Origin of the sequence: Kocuria tytonicola (assembly GCF_003687455.1) — a bacterium.
GTDB lineage: Bacteria > Actinomycetota > Actinomycetes > Actinomycetales > Micrococcaceae > Kocuria > Kocuria tytonicola.
In genome coordinates this window covers 15,522-32,182 of the sequence record NZ_PHOA01000016.1, presented here as the reverse complement: position 1 = coordinate 32,182, position 16,661 = coordinate 15,522, and the positions used below count along the sequence as shown (strand labels likewise).

General features: G+C 73.5%; 14 protein-coding genes. 1 reads left to right on the top strand and 13 read right to left on the bottom strand.

What is annotated here, in order from left to right:
* Positions 1 to 104: 104 nt before the first annotated feature.
* The 6 genes from proC to CWC38_RS03610 all read right to left on the bottom strand — a co-directional run bounded on the left by proC (position 105) and on the right by CWC38_RS03610 (position 8,473).
* A complete protein-coding gene (gene proC, locus CWC38_RS03635) occupies positions 105 to 944 on the bottom strand; it encodes a pyrroline-5-carboxylate reductase (RefSeq protein ID WP_121845463.1) in 840 nt (279 codons plus the stop codon).
* A gap of 179 nt (positions 945 to 1,123) precedes the next feature.
* On the bottom strand, positions 1,124 to 1,924 hold the full coding sequence (locus CWC38_RS03630; RefSeq protein WP_121845462.1) for a sugar phosphate isomerase/epimerase family protein: 801 nt from the start codon (positions 1,922 to 1,924) through the stop codon (positions 1,124 to 1,126).
* Positions 1,921 to 2,901, bottom strand: a complete 981-nt coding sequence (locus CWC38_RS03625; RefSeq protein ID WP_121845461.1) for a Ppx/GppA family phosphatase — start codon at positions 2,899 to 2,901, stop codon at positions 1,921 to 1,923. Before CWC38_RS03625 ends, CWC38_RS03630 begins: the two co-directional genes overlap by 4 nt.
* 87 nt (positions 2,902 to 2,988) lie before the next feature.
* Positions 2,989 to 5,955 carry a type I DNA topoisomerase gene (topA, locus tag CWC38_RS03620; protein WP_121845460.1) on the bottom strand — a complete coding sequence of 989 codons (2,967 nt, stop codon included), beginning with the start codon at positions 5,953 to 5,955 and terminating at the stop codon, positions 2,989 to 2,991.
* Between the two features lie 229 nt (positions 5,956 to 6,184).
* Positions 6,185 to 7,885, bottom strand: a complete 1,701-nt coding sequence (locus tag CWC38_RS03615; protein WP_121845471.1) for a DUF7059 domain-containing protein — start codon at positions 7,883 to 7,885, stop codon at positions 6,185 to 6,187.
* 114 nt (positions 7,886 to 7,999) lie between these two features.
* Complete coding sequence (locus CWC38_RS03610; protein WP_121845459.1) at positions 8,000 to 8,473, bottom strand: pyridoxamine 5'-phosphate oxidase family protein; 474 nt, start codon at positions 8,471 to 8,473, stop codon at positions 8,000 to 8,002.
* Positions 8,474 to 8,731: 258 nt separating this feature from the next.
* Between CWC38_RS03610 and CWC38_RS03605 the strand changes: the two genes are divergently transcribed.
* Positions 8,732 to 11,062, top strand: coding sequence for a DEAD/DEAH box helicase (locus CWC38_RS03605; RefSeq protein ID WP_121845470.1), 2,331 nt, complete (start codon positions 8,732 to 8,734; stop codon positions 11,060 to 11,062).
* Between the two features lie 138 nt (positions 11,063 to 11,200).
* On the opposite strand, the gene CWC38_RS03600 is transcribed toward CWC38_RS03605, so the two are convergent.
* From CWC38_RS03600 to ssd, 7 genes are all read right to left on the bottom strand, one after another.
* A complete protein-coding gene (locus CWC38_RS03600; protein ID WP_121845469.1) occupies positions 11,201 to 11,569 on the bottom strand; it encodes an Rv3654c family TadE-like protein in 369 nt (122 codons plus the stop codon).
* Positions 11,556 to 11,999 carry a TadE family type IV pilus minor pilin gene (locus CWC38_RS03595; protein ID WP_240625029.1) on the bottom strand — a complete coding sequence of 148 codons (444 nt, stop codon included), beginning with the start codon at positions 11,997 to 11,999 and terminating at the stop codon, positions 11,556 to 11,558. The genes CWC38_RS03600 and CWC38_RS03595 overlap by 14 nt, the downstream gene beginning before the upstream one ends.
* Before the next feature lie 178 nt (positions 12,000 to 12,177).
* Positions 12,178 to 12,555, bottom strand: coding sequence for a DUF4244 domain-containing protein (locus tag CWC38_RS03590; RefSeq protein ID WP_121845457.1), 378 nt, complete (start codon positions 12,553 to 12,555; stop codon positions 12,178 to 12,180).
* A 150-nt stretch (positions 12,556 to 12,705) separates the two neighbouring features.
* Entirely contained in the window at positions 12,706 to 13,284 is a 579-nt protein-coding gene (locus CWC38_RS03585) for a type II secretion system F family protein (protein WP_121845456.1), read from the bottom strand.
* Positions 13,281 to 14,048: a type II secretion system F family protein gene (locus CWC38_RS03580; protein ID WP_240625028.1), complete on the bottom strand. Its 768-nt coding sequence runs from the start codon at positions 14,046 to 14,048 to the stop codon at positions 13,281 to 13,283. Before CWC38_RS03580 ends, CWC38_RS03585 begins: the two co-directional genes overlap by 4 nt.
* The gene (locus CWC38_RS03575) at positions 14,042 to 15,241 is read right to left on the bottom strand and encodes a TadA family conjugal transfer-associated ATPase (RefSeq protein WP_121845455.1); all 1,200 of its coding nucleotides are present in this window, start codon (positions 15,239 to 15,241) and stop codon (positions 14,042 to 14,044) included. Before CWC38_RS03575 ends, CWC38_RS03580 begins: the two co-directional genes overlap by 7 nt.
* Positions 15,238 to 16,548 (bottom strand): septum site-determining protein Ssd, encoded by a 1,311-nt coding sequence (gene ssd / locus CWC38_RS03570; protein WP_121845454.1) that lies wholly within the window; start codon positions 16,546 to 16,548, stop codon positions 15,238 to 15,240. Before ssd ends, CWC38_RS03575 begins: the two co-directional genes overlap by 4 nt.
* Positions 16,549 to 16,661 lie beyond the last annotated feature (113 nt).

Genomic DNA, 16,661 nt, shown 5'->3' with positions numbered 1-16,661 from the left:
GCCTGTCCCCGCGGTCGATCAGGAGGAACTCCTCCTCGATGCCGAACGTGGTCATGGTGCTACCGCCTTGCGTGGTCTCGTGTGGTGGGCGTGGGCGGACGGCGTCACTCGCCGCCGTACTCCTTCTCCATCTCGTCCCCCTTGGCCGCGGAGGCCTCGGCGCCGGCGGCGACGATCTCCCGCAGGCCCTTCTCGTCGAACGTGGTGATGGCCTGCTCCGTGGTGCCGCCCGGGCTGGTGACGGCCTTGCGCAGCGCCGCGGGATCGGCGTCCTCCGGGCTGAGCAGCACGCCCGCCCCGGAGACGGTCTCCTTGGCGAGCACGCGCGCGGTCTCCGGGTCCAGGCCCAGCTGCTCACCCGCGTGCTGCATGGCCTCGGCGAGGTAGAACACGTACGCCGGCCCGGAGCCGGAGACGCCGGTCACCGCGCGGATCAGGTGCTCCGGGACCTCCACCACGGTGCCCACAGCGGAGAGAACGGCCTTCACGGCCTCCAGCTGCTCCCCCGTAGTGTGCTCCCCCGGGGTCACGGACAGCACGCCGCGCCCCACGCTGGACGGTGTGTTGGGCATGCACCGCACCACGGGCTGGCCCTGCGGCAACGCCTTCTGCAGGGCATCCAGGGTCACGCCGGCGGCCACGGAGACGACCACCGTGGCCGGGTCCAGCGCGGGGGCGATCTCCCGGGCCAGGTCCAGGATCGCGTACGGCTTCACGCCCAGCAGCACGATGTCCGCACCCTGCACGGCCTCGGTGTTCGCACCGTCCTGCTCCTCGGCGCAGTACACGCTCACACCCGTCTCCCGGCGCAGCTGCTCCGCGGACGACGCCGAACGGGTGGTCGCGCGCACCGAGCCCGCCTCCCTGCCGCCCTCCAGGACACCGCGCAGGATGGAGCCGTTCATGGAACCGGCTCCCAGGAAGGTGAGGGTCGCCTCGCTCATCGGATCAGTCCTTTCGTTCCCGCGGGCGCGGAACCGACGTGCCGGTGCGGCTCACGGGGAGGTGGGGAAAGCGGGGAATGCTGCTCACGACGGTACAGCGCGCGGGGGGATCCCCGCGAGCGGGTTCCACCGCCCGCGCGCCCGCCGGGAGCGGGCGACGTCGTCCGCGGCCGTGGTGCTCAGAGCGTCATGTGCCGCCGCGCGAAGGCCAGGGACTCCGCGAGCCACTCGTCGCGCTGCTCGGGGGACTCGGCCTTGCGCGTGGAGACCTCCACGCCCACCACACCCTGCCAGCGCTGGTCGCGCAGGTACTGGAGGGTGGCCGCGACGGGCTGCACGCCGTGACCCGGGAGCAGGTGCTCGTCCGCGAGCGTCTCCCCGGAGCCGTCCGTGAGGTGCACGTGACCCAGCCGGGACCCGAGCTCCTTGACGGCCGCGAGGGAGTCCATTGTGGCGGTGGCGGCGTGGGAGAAGTCCCACGTGACCCAGTCGTAGTCCTGGCCCAGCGGGCTGTAGTGCGGCGAGTAGACGACCGCCTCCCGCCCGGCCACGCGCCACGGGTACATGTTCTCCACGGAGATCTTGGTGTCCGTCATCCGGGAGACCTCCCGCACTCCGGCCACGAAGTTCCTGGCGTACTTGCGCTGCCACCGGAACGGCGGGTGCGCCACCACCACCTCTGCACCCACCTGGTGCGTGAGCTTGGCGGCCATCTGGATCTTGGTCCAGGACTTGCCCCACACCTGCTGGGTGAACAGCAGCGTGGGCGCGTGGATGGTGGAGATGGGGATCTGGTACTTCTGGATGCTGTCCAGCAGCTGGTGGGTCAGCTGGCTCATCCGCTCGTGCGTGACGAGCACCTCCACGCTGTCGTAGCCCAGGCGCTGCGCGGCCTCGAAGGTCTCGGGCACGCCCTGCGGGTACAGCGAGCTCGTGGACAACGCCACGTGCGGACGGTAGTCACCGGGGGTTTCGCTCATGATCTGCTCACCAGGTCCTTGGGGTTGACGGTCTCGCTGGAGGAGTCCCGCACGAGCCGGTCCATGCGGCGCAGGATCAGCCCCTCGCGCAGCGCCCACGGGGAGATCTGCAGAGTCTCGATCCTGAGCATGTCCATGGCGGTCTCCGCGACGATCGCCCCGGCCACCACCTGCGCCGCACGGTGCTCGGAGACCCCGGGCAGGTCCGCGCGCTCGGCCACGGACATGGCCTCCATGCGCCGCGTCCACAGCCGCAGGTCCTCCAGGTGCATGAGCCGCTGGACGTACGGGCCCTGCGCGGACGGCGCCGCGCCGCAGATCCGGGCGAGCGAGCGGAAGGTCTTGGACGTGCCCACCACGAGGTTCGGGTGACCACCCCCGGCGATCCGGTCCACGGCCGGGCGCAGCGTGGCCCGCACGTGCTTGCGCAGCGCCTTGAACTGGGCGGGGGACGCGACGTCGGCCCCGGCCAGGTAGCCGCGGTACAGCCGCCCCGCGCCCAGGGGCACGGACGTGGCCACGCCGGGCAGGGCGTTCGTGCCGATGGCCATCTCGAACGAGCCGCCGCCGATGTCGAAGTCCAGGATCCGCCCCGCGCTCCAGCCGAACCAGCGGCGCACCGCCGAGAACGTGATGGCGGCCTCCTGGTCCCCGGACAGCTCCGTGAGCGTGACCCCGGAGACGGACTGCACGTGCTCCAGCACCTCGGCGCCGTTGGCCGCCTCGCGGATGGCCGAGGTGGCGAACGCCAGCAGGTCCTCCGCACGGTGCTCCACGGCGAAGTCCCGGGCCTCCACCACGAACGCCGTCAGCCGGTCCCGGCCCTCGTCCGTGATCCGCCCGGAGGAGTCCTGGTGGTCCACGAGCCGCAGCGCCACCTTGTGGGACGCGTACGGCTCCGGGCGGGAACCGGGGTAGACGTCCAGCAGGAGCAGGTGCACCGTGTTGGAGCCGACGTCCAGGACGGAGAGCCGCATGTGTCTTCCTTCGCTCGCGGGCGGGGCGGGCGCGTGTCCCACCCCGCGGGTTCACCGGCCGACGACGCCGCTCGCGGCGCCCCCGGCTCAGCTCGTCTTCTTCGCGGGGGCCTTCCGGGTGGTGCCCGCTGAGCCCGTGGCGGTCTTGCCCTTGGCCGCGGTGGCGCGCTTCGTCGTCGTCCCCGTGGCCTTCGCAGCCCCCGTCTTCTTGGCGGGCGCCTTCTTGGCCGTGCTCGACGTCGTGGCTGACTTCGTGGCGGTGGTGCTCTCGGAGGCCGCGCGGGCCTTGCCGCGCGCCGGGGACTTGGCCGGGGCCGGACCCTTGGCGCGCTTCTCCGCGAGCAGCTGGGACGCACGGGCGGCGGTGATCTGCTCGATCGCCTCCGCGCGCGGCACGGTCACGTTGGTCTCACCGTCCGTGATGTACGCGCCGAAGCGGCCCTCCTTGATGATCATCCGCTTCTCCGTGAGAGGATCCGCGCCGAGGTCCGCGAGCGGGGGCTTCGCCGCCGCACGGCCCCGCTGCTTGGGCTGGGCGTAGATGGTCTTCGCCTCGTCCAGGGTGATGGTGAAGATCTGGTCCTCGGAGGAGATGGAGCGGGAGTCCGAGCCCTTCTTCAGGTACGGCCCGTAGCGCCCGTTCTGCACGGTGATCGTCTCCCCGTCCGTGTCCTCGCCCAGCTCACGGGGCAGGGACAGCAGCTTCAGGGCGTCCTCCAGCGTGATGTCCTGCAGGTTCATGGAGGAGAACAGGGACGCCGTGTTCGGCTTGGGCTTCTCGATCTTCTTCGGCTTGGGCTTGCCGTTCTTGTAGTACTCCGTGGGGATCGCGTCCAGCTCCTCCTGGGTGGGCTCCGGGACGATCTCGGTGACGTAGGGCCCGTAGCGGCCGTCCTTGGCCACGACCATCCGGCCGGTCTCCGGGTTCACGCCCAGCTCGCGACCGTCCGCCTTGCCGATCTCCATCAGCTCACGCGCCTTGTCCGGGGTGAGCTCGTCCGGGGCGAGGTCCAGGGGGACGTTCGCGCGCACCGGATCCGTGATCTCACCGGTCTCCGGGTCCACGGTCCCGCCCGACTCCAGGTAGGGGCCGAACTTGCCCACGCGCAGCGTGATCTCGTCCGTGACGGGAATGGAGTTCACCGCACGGGCGTCGATCTCCCCGAGGTCGTCCACGAGCGGCTTCAGGCCCGGGTCGCTGGGGTTCTCCCCGAAGTAGAAGCCCGTGAGCCACTTGACGCGCTCGGCCTCGCCACGGGCGATCCGGTCCAGGTCGTCCTCGAGCTCCGCCGTGAAGTCGTAGTCCACGTAGTCGGAGAAGTGGTCCTCCAGCAGACGCACCACGGAGAACGCGAGCCACGAGGGGATCAGGGCCGAGCCGCGCACCTGCACGTAGCCGCGGTCCATGATCGTGGAGATCGTGGCGGCGTACGTGGAGGGGCGTCCGATGCCCAGCTCGTCCAGGGTCTTCACCAGCGAGGCCTCGGTGTAGCGGGCCGGGGGCGTGGTGGTGTGCCCGTCCGCGGTGACCTCGGAGGCGTCCAGGGCGTCGCCCTCGGACATCACGGGCAGCCGCTTGTCCTCGTCCTTGGCACCCTTCTTCCCGCTGTCCTGGGAGAGCTCGGGGTTCACGTCCCGGCCCTCCTCGTACGCGGCCAGGAACCCCCGGAAGGTGATGACGGTTCCGGAGGCCGAGAACTCGGCATCGGCCCCGGCGAGCTCACCGGCCGCGGATGTGGCCGTGGCCCCCAGTCGGACCGTGGCGGTGTCTCCCTTGGCGTCCTGCATCTGGGAGGCCACGGTGCGCTTCCAGATCAGCTCGTAGAGCTTGAACTCGTCCACGGACAGCTGCGAGCGCACTTGGGACGGCGTGCGGAAGGTGTCCCCGGCGGGGCGCACGGCCTCGTGGGCCTCCTGGGCGTTCTTGGACTTGGAGGCGTACACGCGCTTGGATGCGGGCACGAACTCCGCGCCGTAGAGCTCCTTGGCCTGCGCCCGGGCGGCGTTGACGGCCTGGTCCGACAGCGCCACGGAGTCCGTGCGCATGTAGGTGATGTAGCCGTTCTCGTACAGCCGCTGGGCCACGCGCATGGTGGTCCGGGAGGTGAAGCGCAGCTTGCGCGCGGCCTCCTGCTGCAGCGTGGACGTGGTGAACGGGGCCGCGGGGCGGCGCGTGTACGGCTTGGTCTCCAGGGAGCGGACCGAGAAGGTGGCGTCCTGCAGGCCGGCGGCGAGCGCCGCGGCCACGGCCTCGTCCAGCGTGACCGGGGCGTTGCCGGAGGAGGACTTGAGCTGGCCGCGGTCGTCGAAGTCCTTGCCCGTGGCCACGCGGCGGCCGTCCACGGAGCTCAGGCGGGCGGTGAAGGGACGCCCGGCGTCCTGGCCCTCCGGGCGGGAGAACGTGCCCGTGAGGTCCCAGTAGTCCGCGGGGACGAACGCCATGCGCTCGCGTTCGCGCTGCACCACCAGGCGGGTGGCCACGGACTGCACTCGGCCCGCGGAGAGACCCGAGGAGACCTTGCGCCACAGCACCGGGGAGATCTCGTAGCCGTACAGGCGGTCCAGGATCCGGCGGGTCTCCTGGGCGTCCACGAGGTCCTGGTCGATGTCCCGCAGCTGGCCGAAGCCGCGCTCGATCGCCTCCTTGGTGATCTCGGGGAACGTGAGTCGGTACACCGGGACCTTGGGCTTGAGCACCTGCAGCAGGTGCCACGCGATGGCCTCGCCCTCGCGGTCCCCATCAGTGGCCAGGTAGAGCGCGTCCGCGTCCTTGAGCTTGCGCTTGAGCTCCGTGACCTTCTTCTTCTTGTCCGGGTTCACCACGTAGTACGGGTCGAACTCGTGCTCCACGTCCACCGCGAACTTGCCGTACGGGCCCTTCTTCATGTCCGTGGGCAGCTCGGAGGGCTGCGGCAGGTCGCGGATGTGGCCCATGGAGGACTCCACCTCGTAGGCGTCCCCCAGGTAGCCCGCGATCGTCTTCACCTTGGACGGTGACTCTACGATCAGCAGGCTCTTGCCCGTGCCGGCGTTCTTGGTGGCCTTCGGTGCCAAAGGTGCTCCTCGTCGTGACCCGTGGTTGCGGGGCGGGTCTGTCTCTGGTGGTCGCCGTTCAGCGTAGAGCACGGCGCCCGGTGTGGTGCTGGCGGGTGCGGGCGTCCCGCGTCCGAGTGGTCAGCGTACGGCACACGGCGTCCCGCTCCCCGTGAGCGCGGGGCCGGTGCAGTGTCCTCACCCGGCACGGCCCGCGCTGCGGATCAGGGGCGCGGTCCTGCTCCCGGGCTCAGTCTTGCACCTCCAGCAGGAACCCGTGCACGACGAGCCCCTCGATCTCGTCCAGCAGCTGCGCCGACGGTCCCTCCGTCCAGTCCAGCAGGGCGCCCAGGGCCGTGAGGATCTGGCGGGCGGTGAGCTCGCCGTCGCACACCCCCGCGAAGCCCGCGGCCTCGCTGGAGAGGATCACCGTGCGCCGCAGTCCCGCGCCCTGCCGCAGCAGGATCAGCGAGGGGTCCTCCGCACCCGGTGCGCCGTGGCGCTCCTCGGTCACGTCCTGGGCCACGGTGTAGCGCCGGTCCAGCCAAGCCCGGTCCGTTCCGGCCGGGTACCCGTCCGGTGCTCCCGCCGTCGCACGTGGCGCTGCAGCGCCGTCGTGATCGTTCGTGGCTGCGGCCTCGCGCGCCAGGCGCACGGTCCGCTCCCACTCGGCGGCGAGCGCCGGGGCGATCGGCTGCTGGATGGGGTGGGGCACCGTCTCGAAGATCCGCGGCACGGACGACGACGCCGCGGCGTCCTTCGCCGCGGCGCTGACGGGGCGCTGGAGCCACACCATGCCGAAGCCCACCGCGGCCACGTCCCGGGACGCGAAGTCGTCCAGGTAGGCGGCGTAGGCACGGTCGAAAGCCTCCGGATCGCGCTGCTGCGAGGCGTCCTGCAACCAGGTCTCGGCGTACTCGCACGGGTCCTGCAGCTCGCGCTGGACGATCCACGCGCCGGTGTCACGGGGGATCCAGGAGTCCGGGCCGCGGGACCACGTGGCCTCGGGAGCCTCCTGGTCATCGCGCGGGATCTCCCAGTTCGCGAGCAGGTGCGCGGTCCCTCCGGGGTTCAGCACGGAGGGCAGGGTGGCCAGCAGCTCCCGCACGATCCGGTCCCCGGGCAGACCGCCGTCCCGGTAGGTGAAGCGCTCCTCGGCCCGCTCGCTCGCGGAGCGCGGGGTGATGACGAACGGCGGGGTGGAGACCACCATGTCGAAGCGCCCCCCCGCCACGGGTTCCAGCAAACTGCCCAGCACCAGTCGCACCCGCTGCTCCGGGTGCTCCGGGTCCAGCCCGAGGGCCGCGGCGTTGAGCACCAGGTTGAAGCGGGTGGTGGCCAGTGCACGCTCGGAGATGTCCGTGGCGGTCACGTGGGCCGCGTGCGCGAGCAGGTGGAAGGTCTGGATGCCGCACCCCGTCCCGAGGTCCAGCGCCCGGTCCACGCTGCGCCGCGGGGTGGACTGCACCAGGGTGGTGGAGGCCCCGCCGATCCCCAGCACGTGGTCGCGGCGCAGCACGCCCGGTCGCTGGAAGGCCCCCAGGTCGCTCGCCACGTACAGCTCCGCGGAGGAGTCCGTGGCGTAGGGGCGCAGGTCCATCGCGGCGCGCAGCTCGGGATCACCGTCCGTGGTGTGCCCGGAACCGGTCTCCACCAGCCCCAGCCGGTCCAGGCCGTGGGCGCCCACGGCGGGCAGGGCGGCGTCGAGCGCGGAGCGGCGGACCGGGTCGCCCAGGAGGAAGAACGCGACGAGCGCGCTCAGTGCAGGGTCCCCGGCCCCGTGGCGCCGCAGCGCCCGGCGCGCGGGCACGGCCTGGTCCCGGGACCACGCGGCCATGGCCTCCGTGCCCAGCAGGTCCGTGACGCGGTCCACGGTGAACTGCGCGGCCGCGAGGTCCGCGTGCAGGCGGGCGACCAGGGCGGCGTCGTCCGAGCGCGGGGCGTCATCCACCGCGGCGAACGGGACGGACCCGGAAACGGGGGTGCCGGACGGGCCGGAGGGGGATGCTGCCGCACCGAGCGGCGCGTCACCGGACCCTGTGGAGCGCGACGGGGCGGGCACCGCTCAGTGACCCAGCCGGAACGCGCGGCCGGTGATGCGGGTGGGGGTGATCTCCACGACCTCGATCTTCTCGGTGTTCAGCCACGGCCGCAGCCCGAGCTCCTCCACACGCCTGATCTCGTCCGCGTCCGTGATCATGGCCGCGGTGCCGCGGACCACCACGGAGTGCGCCTGGGAACCGGACGTGCGGTCGATCTCCACGGCCACGTTCGGGTTCAGCTGCAGGTGCAGCACCTTGGTTCCCTTGGCGGAGCGGAAGTAGAGCTTCTCCCCGTCCGAGACGATGTTCAGGGGCGTGATGTCGATCTCGTCCCCGTCCCGGGTGGCCAGGCGGGCGAAGCGGGCCTGCTTGAGGAGCTCCCAGCTCTCCTCCTCGCTCAGCTCGGTCACCGGCGAGGTGGCGGGGGCGTCCTCGCGCAGGTCCTCGTGCTCGTGGGCGATGTTCATGGGGTGTGCGTGCTCGGCGTCGTTGCTCATGTCTCCATGATTCCACGCAGGTGCCCGCCGCGGGTGAGGACGGCGGGGCGTGCCACCGGCGGCCTGCTCGGGACGTGGGCCGGACGGGAGACCGGCGCGGCGCCGTTGAGGTGCGGTGCGGCCCCGGAGGCCGGGCGGGGGTCGGTGCGGCGACCGCCTGGCGCCCCGGGCGCGGTGCGGCAGGGGCGCGGAGCGCACTCCGTCCCAGGAACCCGGGGTCCGTTCGTGGTCCACCGGCGGGTGGGCGAGAATGACGGCATGAGGATGTCCCAGGACATGGTGGACCTGCTCGGGCGCGGACCGCGTCCCGAGCAGGTGCGCCACGTGCGCGAGATCCCGGAGCGCCGTCCCGAGCACGCCCCGTGGCCGCAGTGGGTGCACCCGGACGTGGCCGCGGCCTTCGAGCGCCTCGGCATCCACGAGCCCTACGCGCACCAGGTGGCCGCCCTGAACGCGCCGAAGCACGCGATCGTGGCCACGGGCACCGCGTCCGGCAAGTCGCTCGTCTACCAGTCCCTCGTGCTGGACGCCGTCCACCGGGGCAGGCTCGCCGTGGCCGAACGCCCCGGACTGCTGCACCACCCGGACGAGGCCACCGCGCTGTACCTCTCCCCCACCAAGGCGCTCGCCGCCGACCAGCTGAGCTCGCTGCGCGCCCTGGGCTTCGACGACGTCCGGGCCGCCACGTACGACGGGGACACGGACCCCGGCGAGCGCCGCTGGATCCGGGAGCACGCGGACGTGGTCCTCTGCAACCCGGACATGCTGCACCACGGGATCCTGCCGCACCACGCCGGCTGGTCCCGGTTCTTCCGGCGGCTGCGCTACGTGATCGTGGACGAGGCCCACTCCTACCGCGGGGTGTTCGGGTCCCACGTGGCGGTGGTGCTGCGCCGGCTCACGCGGATCGCCGCGCACTACGGGGCGTCCCCGCGGTTCATCGGGGCCTCCGCCACGAGCGCGGCGCCGCAGGACTCGTTCGCCAAACTGGTCGGCGCGGACCCCGAGGACGTCACGGCCATCACGCAGGACACCTCTCCCCACGGCTCGCGCACGGTGGTGCTGTGGGAGCCGGAGCAGTCCCCCGGCGGTTCGGACAACAGCGCTCCACGACGCCGCACGGTCACCGCGGAGGCCTCGGACATGCTCACGGACCTGGTGCTGCGCCAGATCCGCACGATCGCGTTCATCCGCTCCCGCCGCGGTGCGGAGACGATTGCCCAGGCCGCCCACCGGCAACTGGAAGAGGTTGATCCCTCGCTGGGCCACCGGGTGGCGGCCTACCGCTCGGGTTTCCTGCCGGAGGAGCGGCGCGAGCTGGAGCAGCAGCTGCGGGACGGCCGCCTGCTGGGGGTCGCGAGCACGTCCGCGCTGGAGCTGGGCATCGACATCGCCGGACTCGACGCCGTCCTGGTCGCCGGGTGGCCCGGGACCCGCGCCTCCTTCCTGCAGCAGATCGGGCGTGCCGGACGGGCGGGCCAGCACGCACTGGCCGCGCTGATCGCCGGGGACGACCCCCTGGACGGGTACCTGGTGAACCACCCGGAGGCGATCTTCGACGTCCCCGTGGAGGCCACGGTGTTCGAGGCCTCCAACCCCTACGTGCTGGCGCCGCACCTGTGCGCGGCCGCGGCCGAGCTGCCCCTGCGCCCCGATGAGCTGGCGGTCTTCGGACCCACCGCCCGGGAGGTGCTGGACTCCCTCACCGCGGCCGGTCACCTGCGGCGCCGCCCCACGGGGTGGTTCTGGACCCGGTCCGAGCAGCCCGCGGGCATGGTGTCCATCCGCTCCGGGGACGGCGGGCCGGTGCAGATCATCGACTCGGACACCGGCACCGTGCTGGGCACGATGGGTGCGCCGCAGTCCCACTACCAGGCGCACCCGGGAGCGGTGTACGTGCACCAGGGCAGGACCTACCTGGTGGACGAGCTGGACGAGGAGCTGCACGTGGCCGCGGTGCGCCGGGCGTTCCCGGACTTCTACACCGTGGCCCGGGACGTCACCGAGGTGCGGGTGGTCTCCGTGGCGGAGTCGGCGCAGTGGGGTCCGGTGAGCATCCACCGCGGTTCCGTGGACGTGACCACCCAGGTGGTCAGCTACCAGCGCAAGCTCGTGGCATCCAACGAGGTGGCCGGGGAGGAGCCGCTGGAGCTCCCGCCCCGGCAGCTGTCCACCGTGGCCACGTGGTTCACGGTCTCCGGTCCGCAGCTGGCCGCCATGGGCATCGAGGAGCCGGACATTCCGGGGGCCCTGCACGCCGCGGAGCACGCCATGATCGGGCTGCTCCCCCTGCTCGCCTCGTGCGACCGCTGGGACGTGGGCGGGCTGTCCACCGCCCTGCACGTGGACACCGAGCTGCCCACCATCTTCGTGCACGACGGCCACCCCGGCGGGGCCGGTTTCGCCGAGCGGGGCTACGAGATGTTCCGGCGCTGGATCACGGCCACCCGGGATGCCATCGCCCAGTGCGAGTGCGAGTCCGGGTGCCCCTCGTGCGTGCAGTCCCCCAAGTGCGGCAATCGCAACAACCCCCTGGACAAGGCCGGAGCCCTGAAGTTGCTCAACGGGGTGCTGCGCTTCGCCCCGTGAGCGGGTTCCGTTCGGGCGGCCGCGGGCGCCAGACGGCGGCGTTCTTCCTCACACGACACCGGCCTGTGCCATCCGGTTTCTGCCGGTGCCATCCGGCTCCGGCCGTCCCCGCCCGGGGCGCCTCAGGGGACGCAATCATCACGGCTCCCCCGGTGGCGGTCCGGCGCGGGACACCCCGCGAGCTGGACCGAGGGCGGTCAGCGGCGGGGGCAGCTCGATGGCCGCGGTGACGTCCACCGAGGTCCTCTCGGGTTCCAGCACCGCGCACGCGGCCACCTCCGCCCCGTTCTCGCCGGCCACCCGGGCGGCCTCCTCGCACGGGATGCCGGGCCGCAGGCCCCGGGCGACGTCCGCCGCCGCGAGCGCCGCCAGGTCCGCGGCCTTGGCGGCCCGGTGGGTGGCGATGCCCGCCTGCGCGACCAGCAGCAGGGCGAGCAGCAGCGTGCACAGCACAGCGGCCAGGGTGAGCCCGTGCACCGTGCCGGAGCCCTCGTCACGGTGCTCCACCACCGGCTCCCTTCTCTCCACCGACCGGGTCCGGACCGTCGGCCGCGCCACCCTCGCCCCCGGTACCGCGTCTGCCGGAGCCGCCCGAGCCGCCGTCCGACGGCGCGCCCGCGGGGCTCTCCACCGCGGCACTCGCGTGGGCGTCGAGCCGCCAGGTGCTCCACCGGCCCAGGATGCCGGGGGCCGGTCCGCTGATCGTCACGGTCACACGGTCCGCTGCGGCTCCGACCGCCACGGAGGCGGTGTCCCCGGCGATCTCCCGCGCGGTGCTCTCCACGACGGCGCTGCTCTCGCCGCGTGCCGCAGCACGCGCCGACGCCCGGGCCGCTTCCTCGAACCGCAGCGTGGTCATCCCCGCAGCCGCGGCTGCCAGGAGGACCGCGAGCAGCAGGACGAGGGCGGGCATGATCACGGCGGTCTCCACCGTCACCGCGCCCCGGTCAGGATCGGACCGGGACGAACGTGCCGGTCTGTGTTGTCTCATGTGGAGCCTCTCCTCTCCCGATCTGCGGTGGACCGGCTTGTAGTGGTGGCATTCCCGCAGCGGCGCCACCTCGGGCGGGGTGCGGAACCGGCGGCCCCGCACCCCGCCTGCCGGACCCGGCGCGTCAGAAGGACAGCGCCTTCTGGATGATCCCGAGCAGCATCCCGGACACGGAGTCCGAGGAGAGCACCGCGGCCATCACCCCGCCGAACGCGGCGGCGGCCAGCACGATGACCGCGTACTCGGCGGTGGACGCCCCGAGGTCGGGGTCGTTCCAGTTCAGCGGGGCGAGGGCCTGCCCCTCGCGGTGCGGATCGGCGCCCGGCGCGAAATCCCGGTCGGCGTCCCACTCCGGGGCGGACCGGGCCATCCGCTCCCCCGGGATCTCGGTGGCCCCGGCGCCCCCGCTCCACGGCGGCGGGCACTGCGTTGCGTGCGGGCGCGTCTCCTCGTGCTCGGGGCGGAATCCGGTGGGTGCTGCGGCAAGGGTGGTCGTGGACATGGTGGTTCTCCTCTTCGGTGGGTCGTGCAAGTGTTCGACGGGTCGTGCGGTGGATGGGCGGTGCGGGCGGTCTACCGGTATCTCCGGGGACGGCCACGACCGGTCCGGGCGGCCCCCTCGGCCGCATCAGCACCGAGTTCGGACGGCCGCTCATGACCCGAACACCCGGGGCAGCAGGCTCATGAGCACGGGCACCACTCCCCAGCACATGAAGGCGGGCAGGAAGCACAGGCCCAGGGGCAGGACGAGCTGCACGGCGAGCGCCTCGGCCGCCCGTTCCGCGCGCCGGTACTGGGCGCGTCGCACCAGTTCCGCCTGGCCGCGCAGCGCGGACGCGGACGCGGTCGCAGACGTGGCCGTGAACTCCAGCGCGTCGCGGACGTCCCGCATCTCGCGGCTGAGCTCCCGGTCACCGGGCCACGCGGTGTCCCACGGCAGTCCGAGGCGCAGTGCCCCGGCCACCTGTGCGAGCTCGGGGTGGGCCGTGCCGGCGCAGCTCTCGGCCAGCACTCCCAGAACTTCCGCGAGCGGCAGACCGGCATCCAGCTGGCAGGCGGTCAGCTCCACGAGCGCGGCCGCGGGCAGGGCCGGGAACTGCTCGGACGACGCCGCACGGTCACCACCGGCACGGCGGCGTCGTCGTGCGGTGGTGGGGATGCGTGAACCGGGAGTGAGCCAGAGCAGGAGACCGCCGCCAGCGAGCAGCCCGGCCAGGAGGGAGGCGATCATGGCCCGGTCACCGCCTCGGCGCGGTGCATGAGGGCGCGCGTCCAGAGCCGCCCGGCGATGCTCAGCGCGGCGCCCGCGGCGAGTGCCACGCGCCCCCACACGGTGGTGAGCAGCGTGGTCACGGGATCGGTGCCCATGAGCACGCCGAGGCCCAGTGCCAGAACGGGGAGCCACGAGAGCGTGCGGACGGTGACGCGCGGCCCGGCGAGCGCGCTCTCCCGGGCGGCCTGGGCGTCCAGCTGGGACTCGAGGGACTGGGCCACCCCCGAGAGCGTCTGGGCCAGGGAGGCCCCGGAGCGCTCCGAGATCTCCCAGCACGCCGCGAGCTGCGCGCACACCGAACGGGCGGTCGCGGAGAGCATCCGGTCCCCCACGGGCGCGGGGCGACGTGCGAACTGGGCGAGGGCCGTGGAGACCGGGACTCCCACCTGCGCGGCGGCAGCCACCTCCCGGCACACGCGGGCGATCCAACGTCGTGTGGGATCGGAGCCCGCGGCCGCCGGGGCGAGCTCCCCGAACACGGCCGCCGGGGCACGGCCCGCGTGGAGCAGTGCCGCGAGCCGCCGCACCGCGGTGACCCACTGCATGGCCTCCGCGGCCCGGTCCCGGCGCCAGCGCGCCAGCAGCCCGGGGGCGGAGGGGTCGTTGGCGGTGCCGGGGCGAGCCGGCAGGAGCGCGCGAGCGCGGGCGGCGGTCCCGGGCATGCCGCTCCACACCAGCAGGGCAAGCAGCACGAGGGCGCCGGAGAGGACAGGGATCAGCACGGGACATCACGCCCCCGGGACAGCAGGGCGGCCAGTCGCGGCCACCCGGGGCCCTTCCCCGGCTGCCCGGAGGTCACGGTGAGGGCGGGGCGGGTGGTGAGCACGCCGTCGTCGAGGTGCAGGGTGCACACCGAGTCCAGGCGCCGCCCGGCGGGGGTGCGGCTCACGTGGGCCACCACGTCCAGGGCGCTCGCGGCCTGCAGGTCCACGGCCTCCCGCCCGAGCCCGGCCAGCGACCCCAGCGCGGCGAGACGGGCGGGCACGGCACGGGCCGAGTTCGCGTGCACCGTCCCGGCACCGGAGTGCCCGGTGTTCAGCGCGGTGAGCAGCTCGCGCACCTCCGCACCGCGGCACTCCCCCACCACGAGCCAGTCGGGGCGCATCCGCAGGGCCTGGCGCACGAGGTCCGCGAGGTCCACGGACCCCGCTCCCTCCACGTTCTCCTGGCGGGACTGCAGCCCCACCACGTGCGGGTGCTCGGGGTCCAGCTCGGCGGCGTCCTCCACGAGCACGAGCCGCTGCTCCGGCGGGCACTGGGAGAGCAGCGCGGAGAGCACGGTGGTCTTGCCGGAGCCGGTGGCCCCGCTGATCATGAGGTTCACGCGGGCGGCCACCGCGTCCGTGAGGACGTCCGCGACGAACGGGTGGACGCTCCCCGAGGCCACCAGGTCCGCGAGCGACAGCCGTTGCGGTGCCCGGAAGCGGATCGAGAGCAGCGTCCCACCCGTGGACACCGGCGGGATGACCGCGTGCACCCGCAGGCCCGTCGCGGTCTGCACGTCCACGCACGGGTGGCCGTCGTCCAGCCGCCTTCCCGCCGCGGTGACCAGGCGGACCGCGAGGGCCCGCACCTGGGACTCCGCGGTGAACGGCGAGGCCACCCGCCGGATGCCCTCGATGGTCTCCACGAAGACGTTCTCGTGCCCGTTGACGTACACGTCGCTCAGGCCCTCCACGGGCAGCAGCGGCTCCAGGGGCCCGAGCCCGGTCAGCTGCGCCTTCACGTGCTGGGCGGCCCGGACCGAGCCCACGGCGCCGAGCACCCGCCCGGTCTCCCGCACGGCACGGGCGATCCGGGTGTCGGTGACGGCGCCGCCCTCCGCGAGCAGCCGTTCGCGCACCTGCGCCACGAACGCGTCGTCGAGCACGGCGGCCGGATCGTGGCCCTGCACACCGGGGGACGCGGGGTTCACGAGATCCCCTCCAGGGCGTCCGCAATGCGGGCCACGGCCTTGGTGTGCCGGGAGATCCGACCCCGGCGCAGGACGGAGCCGTCGTCCAGATGCTGCGGCACGCGGGGGTCGAACGCGAGGGTGGCCACGCACGGCGCACCGGTGGCCTCCGCGAGAACGCGGGGTTCGACGTCGGCCACGTTGAGGCCCGCGAGCACCGTGACCGCGGGCACCGCACCGCACGTGAGCACGGCGTGCTCGGCGGCCAGCACCCCGCGCACCGTGCGGGGTGCGAGGACCACCACGGCGTCGCACCAGGGCGCCTGCCGGGCGAGGTCCGCGCGGGAGAGGTCCACCACCTGCACCGCGGCGGCCCCGCGCAGGGCGGAGATCACGGTGGCCGAGGGAACGGTGTCCGCGTGCGTGGCGTGGCGGTCCCACGAGAGGTAGCGCAGCGCGTCCACCCGGGGCATCGCGGCCCACAGCTGGTCCGCGGCCACCGCGCCGGAGAACTGGTGCAGCTCGGGCCAGCGCAGCCCGTCCTCGGTCTCCTCCCCGAGCACCAGGTCCAGGCCGGTGCCCAGGGGGTCGCCGTCCACGAGCGCTGTGTCCGTCCCCCGCGCGGCGAAGTGACCCGCGAGCCAGCACGCCACAGTGGAGGCCCCCACTCCCCCGGTGGCGCCCACGACGCCGTACACCCGCCCGAGCGCGCTCTCCGCCGTCTGCTGGGTGGACCGGGACACCAGTTCCGCGAGCCAGGCCGCCGCGTGCGGGAGCACCACCACGGCGGTCGCCTGGAAGCGAGTGGCCACGTCCCACGCGTCCCCGTTGCCGGCGAGCGCCACCACCACGCATCCCGGCGGCACACCGTCCCCGCGCCAGTCGGCATCCACGAGCACCAGGTCCGACGACGCCGCTGCCGCCCCGCTCTCGCGCGTCACCGTGAGCTGCGCGCCGGCTCCGATGCACACGGCGTCCACCGCTTCCGCGAGGTCCGGGGAGTCGGTGAAGAGGCGAACACCGCGACCACCCGGCCGGCCGGGTGCCCCGGCGGACACGGCCTGACCGGTGTAGAGCCTCGGGGCGATGGGACCGTCCCAGGCGTGCGCACCGGGGACGTGGGCACCTCTTGGGAGACCTGCACTACCGGGATGGTGGGCGTCCAGGGACTGGTGCCCCTGGGGGTAGGACCCGGAGTACCCGACGGTGCAGGCCCCTGCCGCGGCAGGCAGGGCCCGGTCCGCGGCAGCCTCGGAAGCGGTTCGCCGGGCCCGACGGCGAGGATCCGTGGGCGGTGCCCCGGGGCCCAGGATGTGTGCGCTGGTCATGCCCCCACGGTGGCCGGGCGGCACCGGGGCGTGGGCCCGAGGGTGACGGTTTGTGGAGGCCCCGGCCCTCCACCACAGATGGAGGCAGGGTGTGCAGGGTGGACGCCGTGCAG

What these genes read in the sequence shown, in the direction of transcription:
- CWC38_RS03605 (WP_121845470.1), top strand. Translation starts at nt 8,732, where the DNA reads ATGAGGATGTCCCAGGACATGGTGGACCTGCTCGGGCGCGGACCGCGT.
- CWC38_RS03590 (WP_121845457.1), bottom strand. Translation starts at nt 12,555, where the DNA reads ATGTCCACGACCACCCTTGCCGCAGCACCCACCGGATTCCGCCCCGAG.
- proC (WP_121845463.1), bottom strand. Translation starts at nt 944, where the DNA reads ATGAGCGAGGCGACCCTCACCTTCCTGGGAGCCGGTTCCATGAACGGC.
- ssd (WP_121845454.1), bottom strand. Translation starts at nt 16,548, where the DNA reads ATGACCAGCGCACACATCCTGGGCCCCGGGGCACCGCCCACGGATCCT.
- CWC38_RS03585 (WP_121845456.1), bottom strand. Translation starts at nt 13,284, where the DNA reads ATGATCGCCTCCCTCCTGGCCGGGCTGCTCGCTGGCGGCGGTCTCCTG.
- CWC38_RS03625 (WP_121845461.1), bottom strand. Translation starts at nt 2,901, where the DNA reads ATGCGGCTCTCCGTCCTGGACGTCGGCTCCAACACGGTGCACCTGCTC.
- CWC38_RS03630 (WP_121845462.1), bottom strand. Translation starts at nt 1,924, where the DNA reads ATGAGCGAAACCCCCGGTGACTACCGTCCGCACGTGGCGTTGTCCACG.
- CWC38_RS03610 (WP_121845459.1), bottom strand. Translation starts at nt 8,473, where the DNA reads ATGAGCAACGACGCCGAGCACGCACACCCCATGAACATCGCCCACGAG.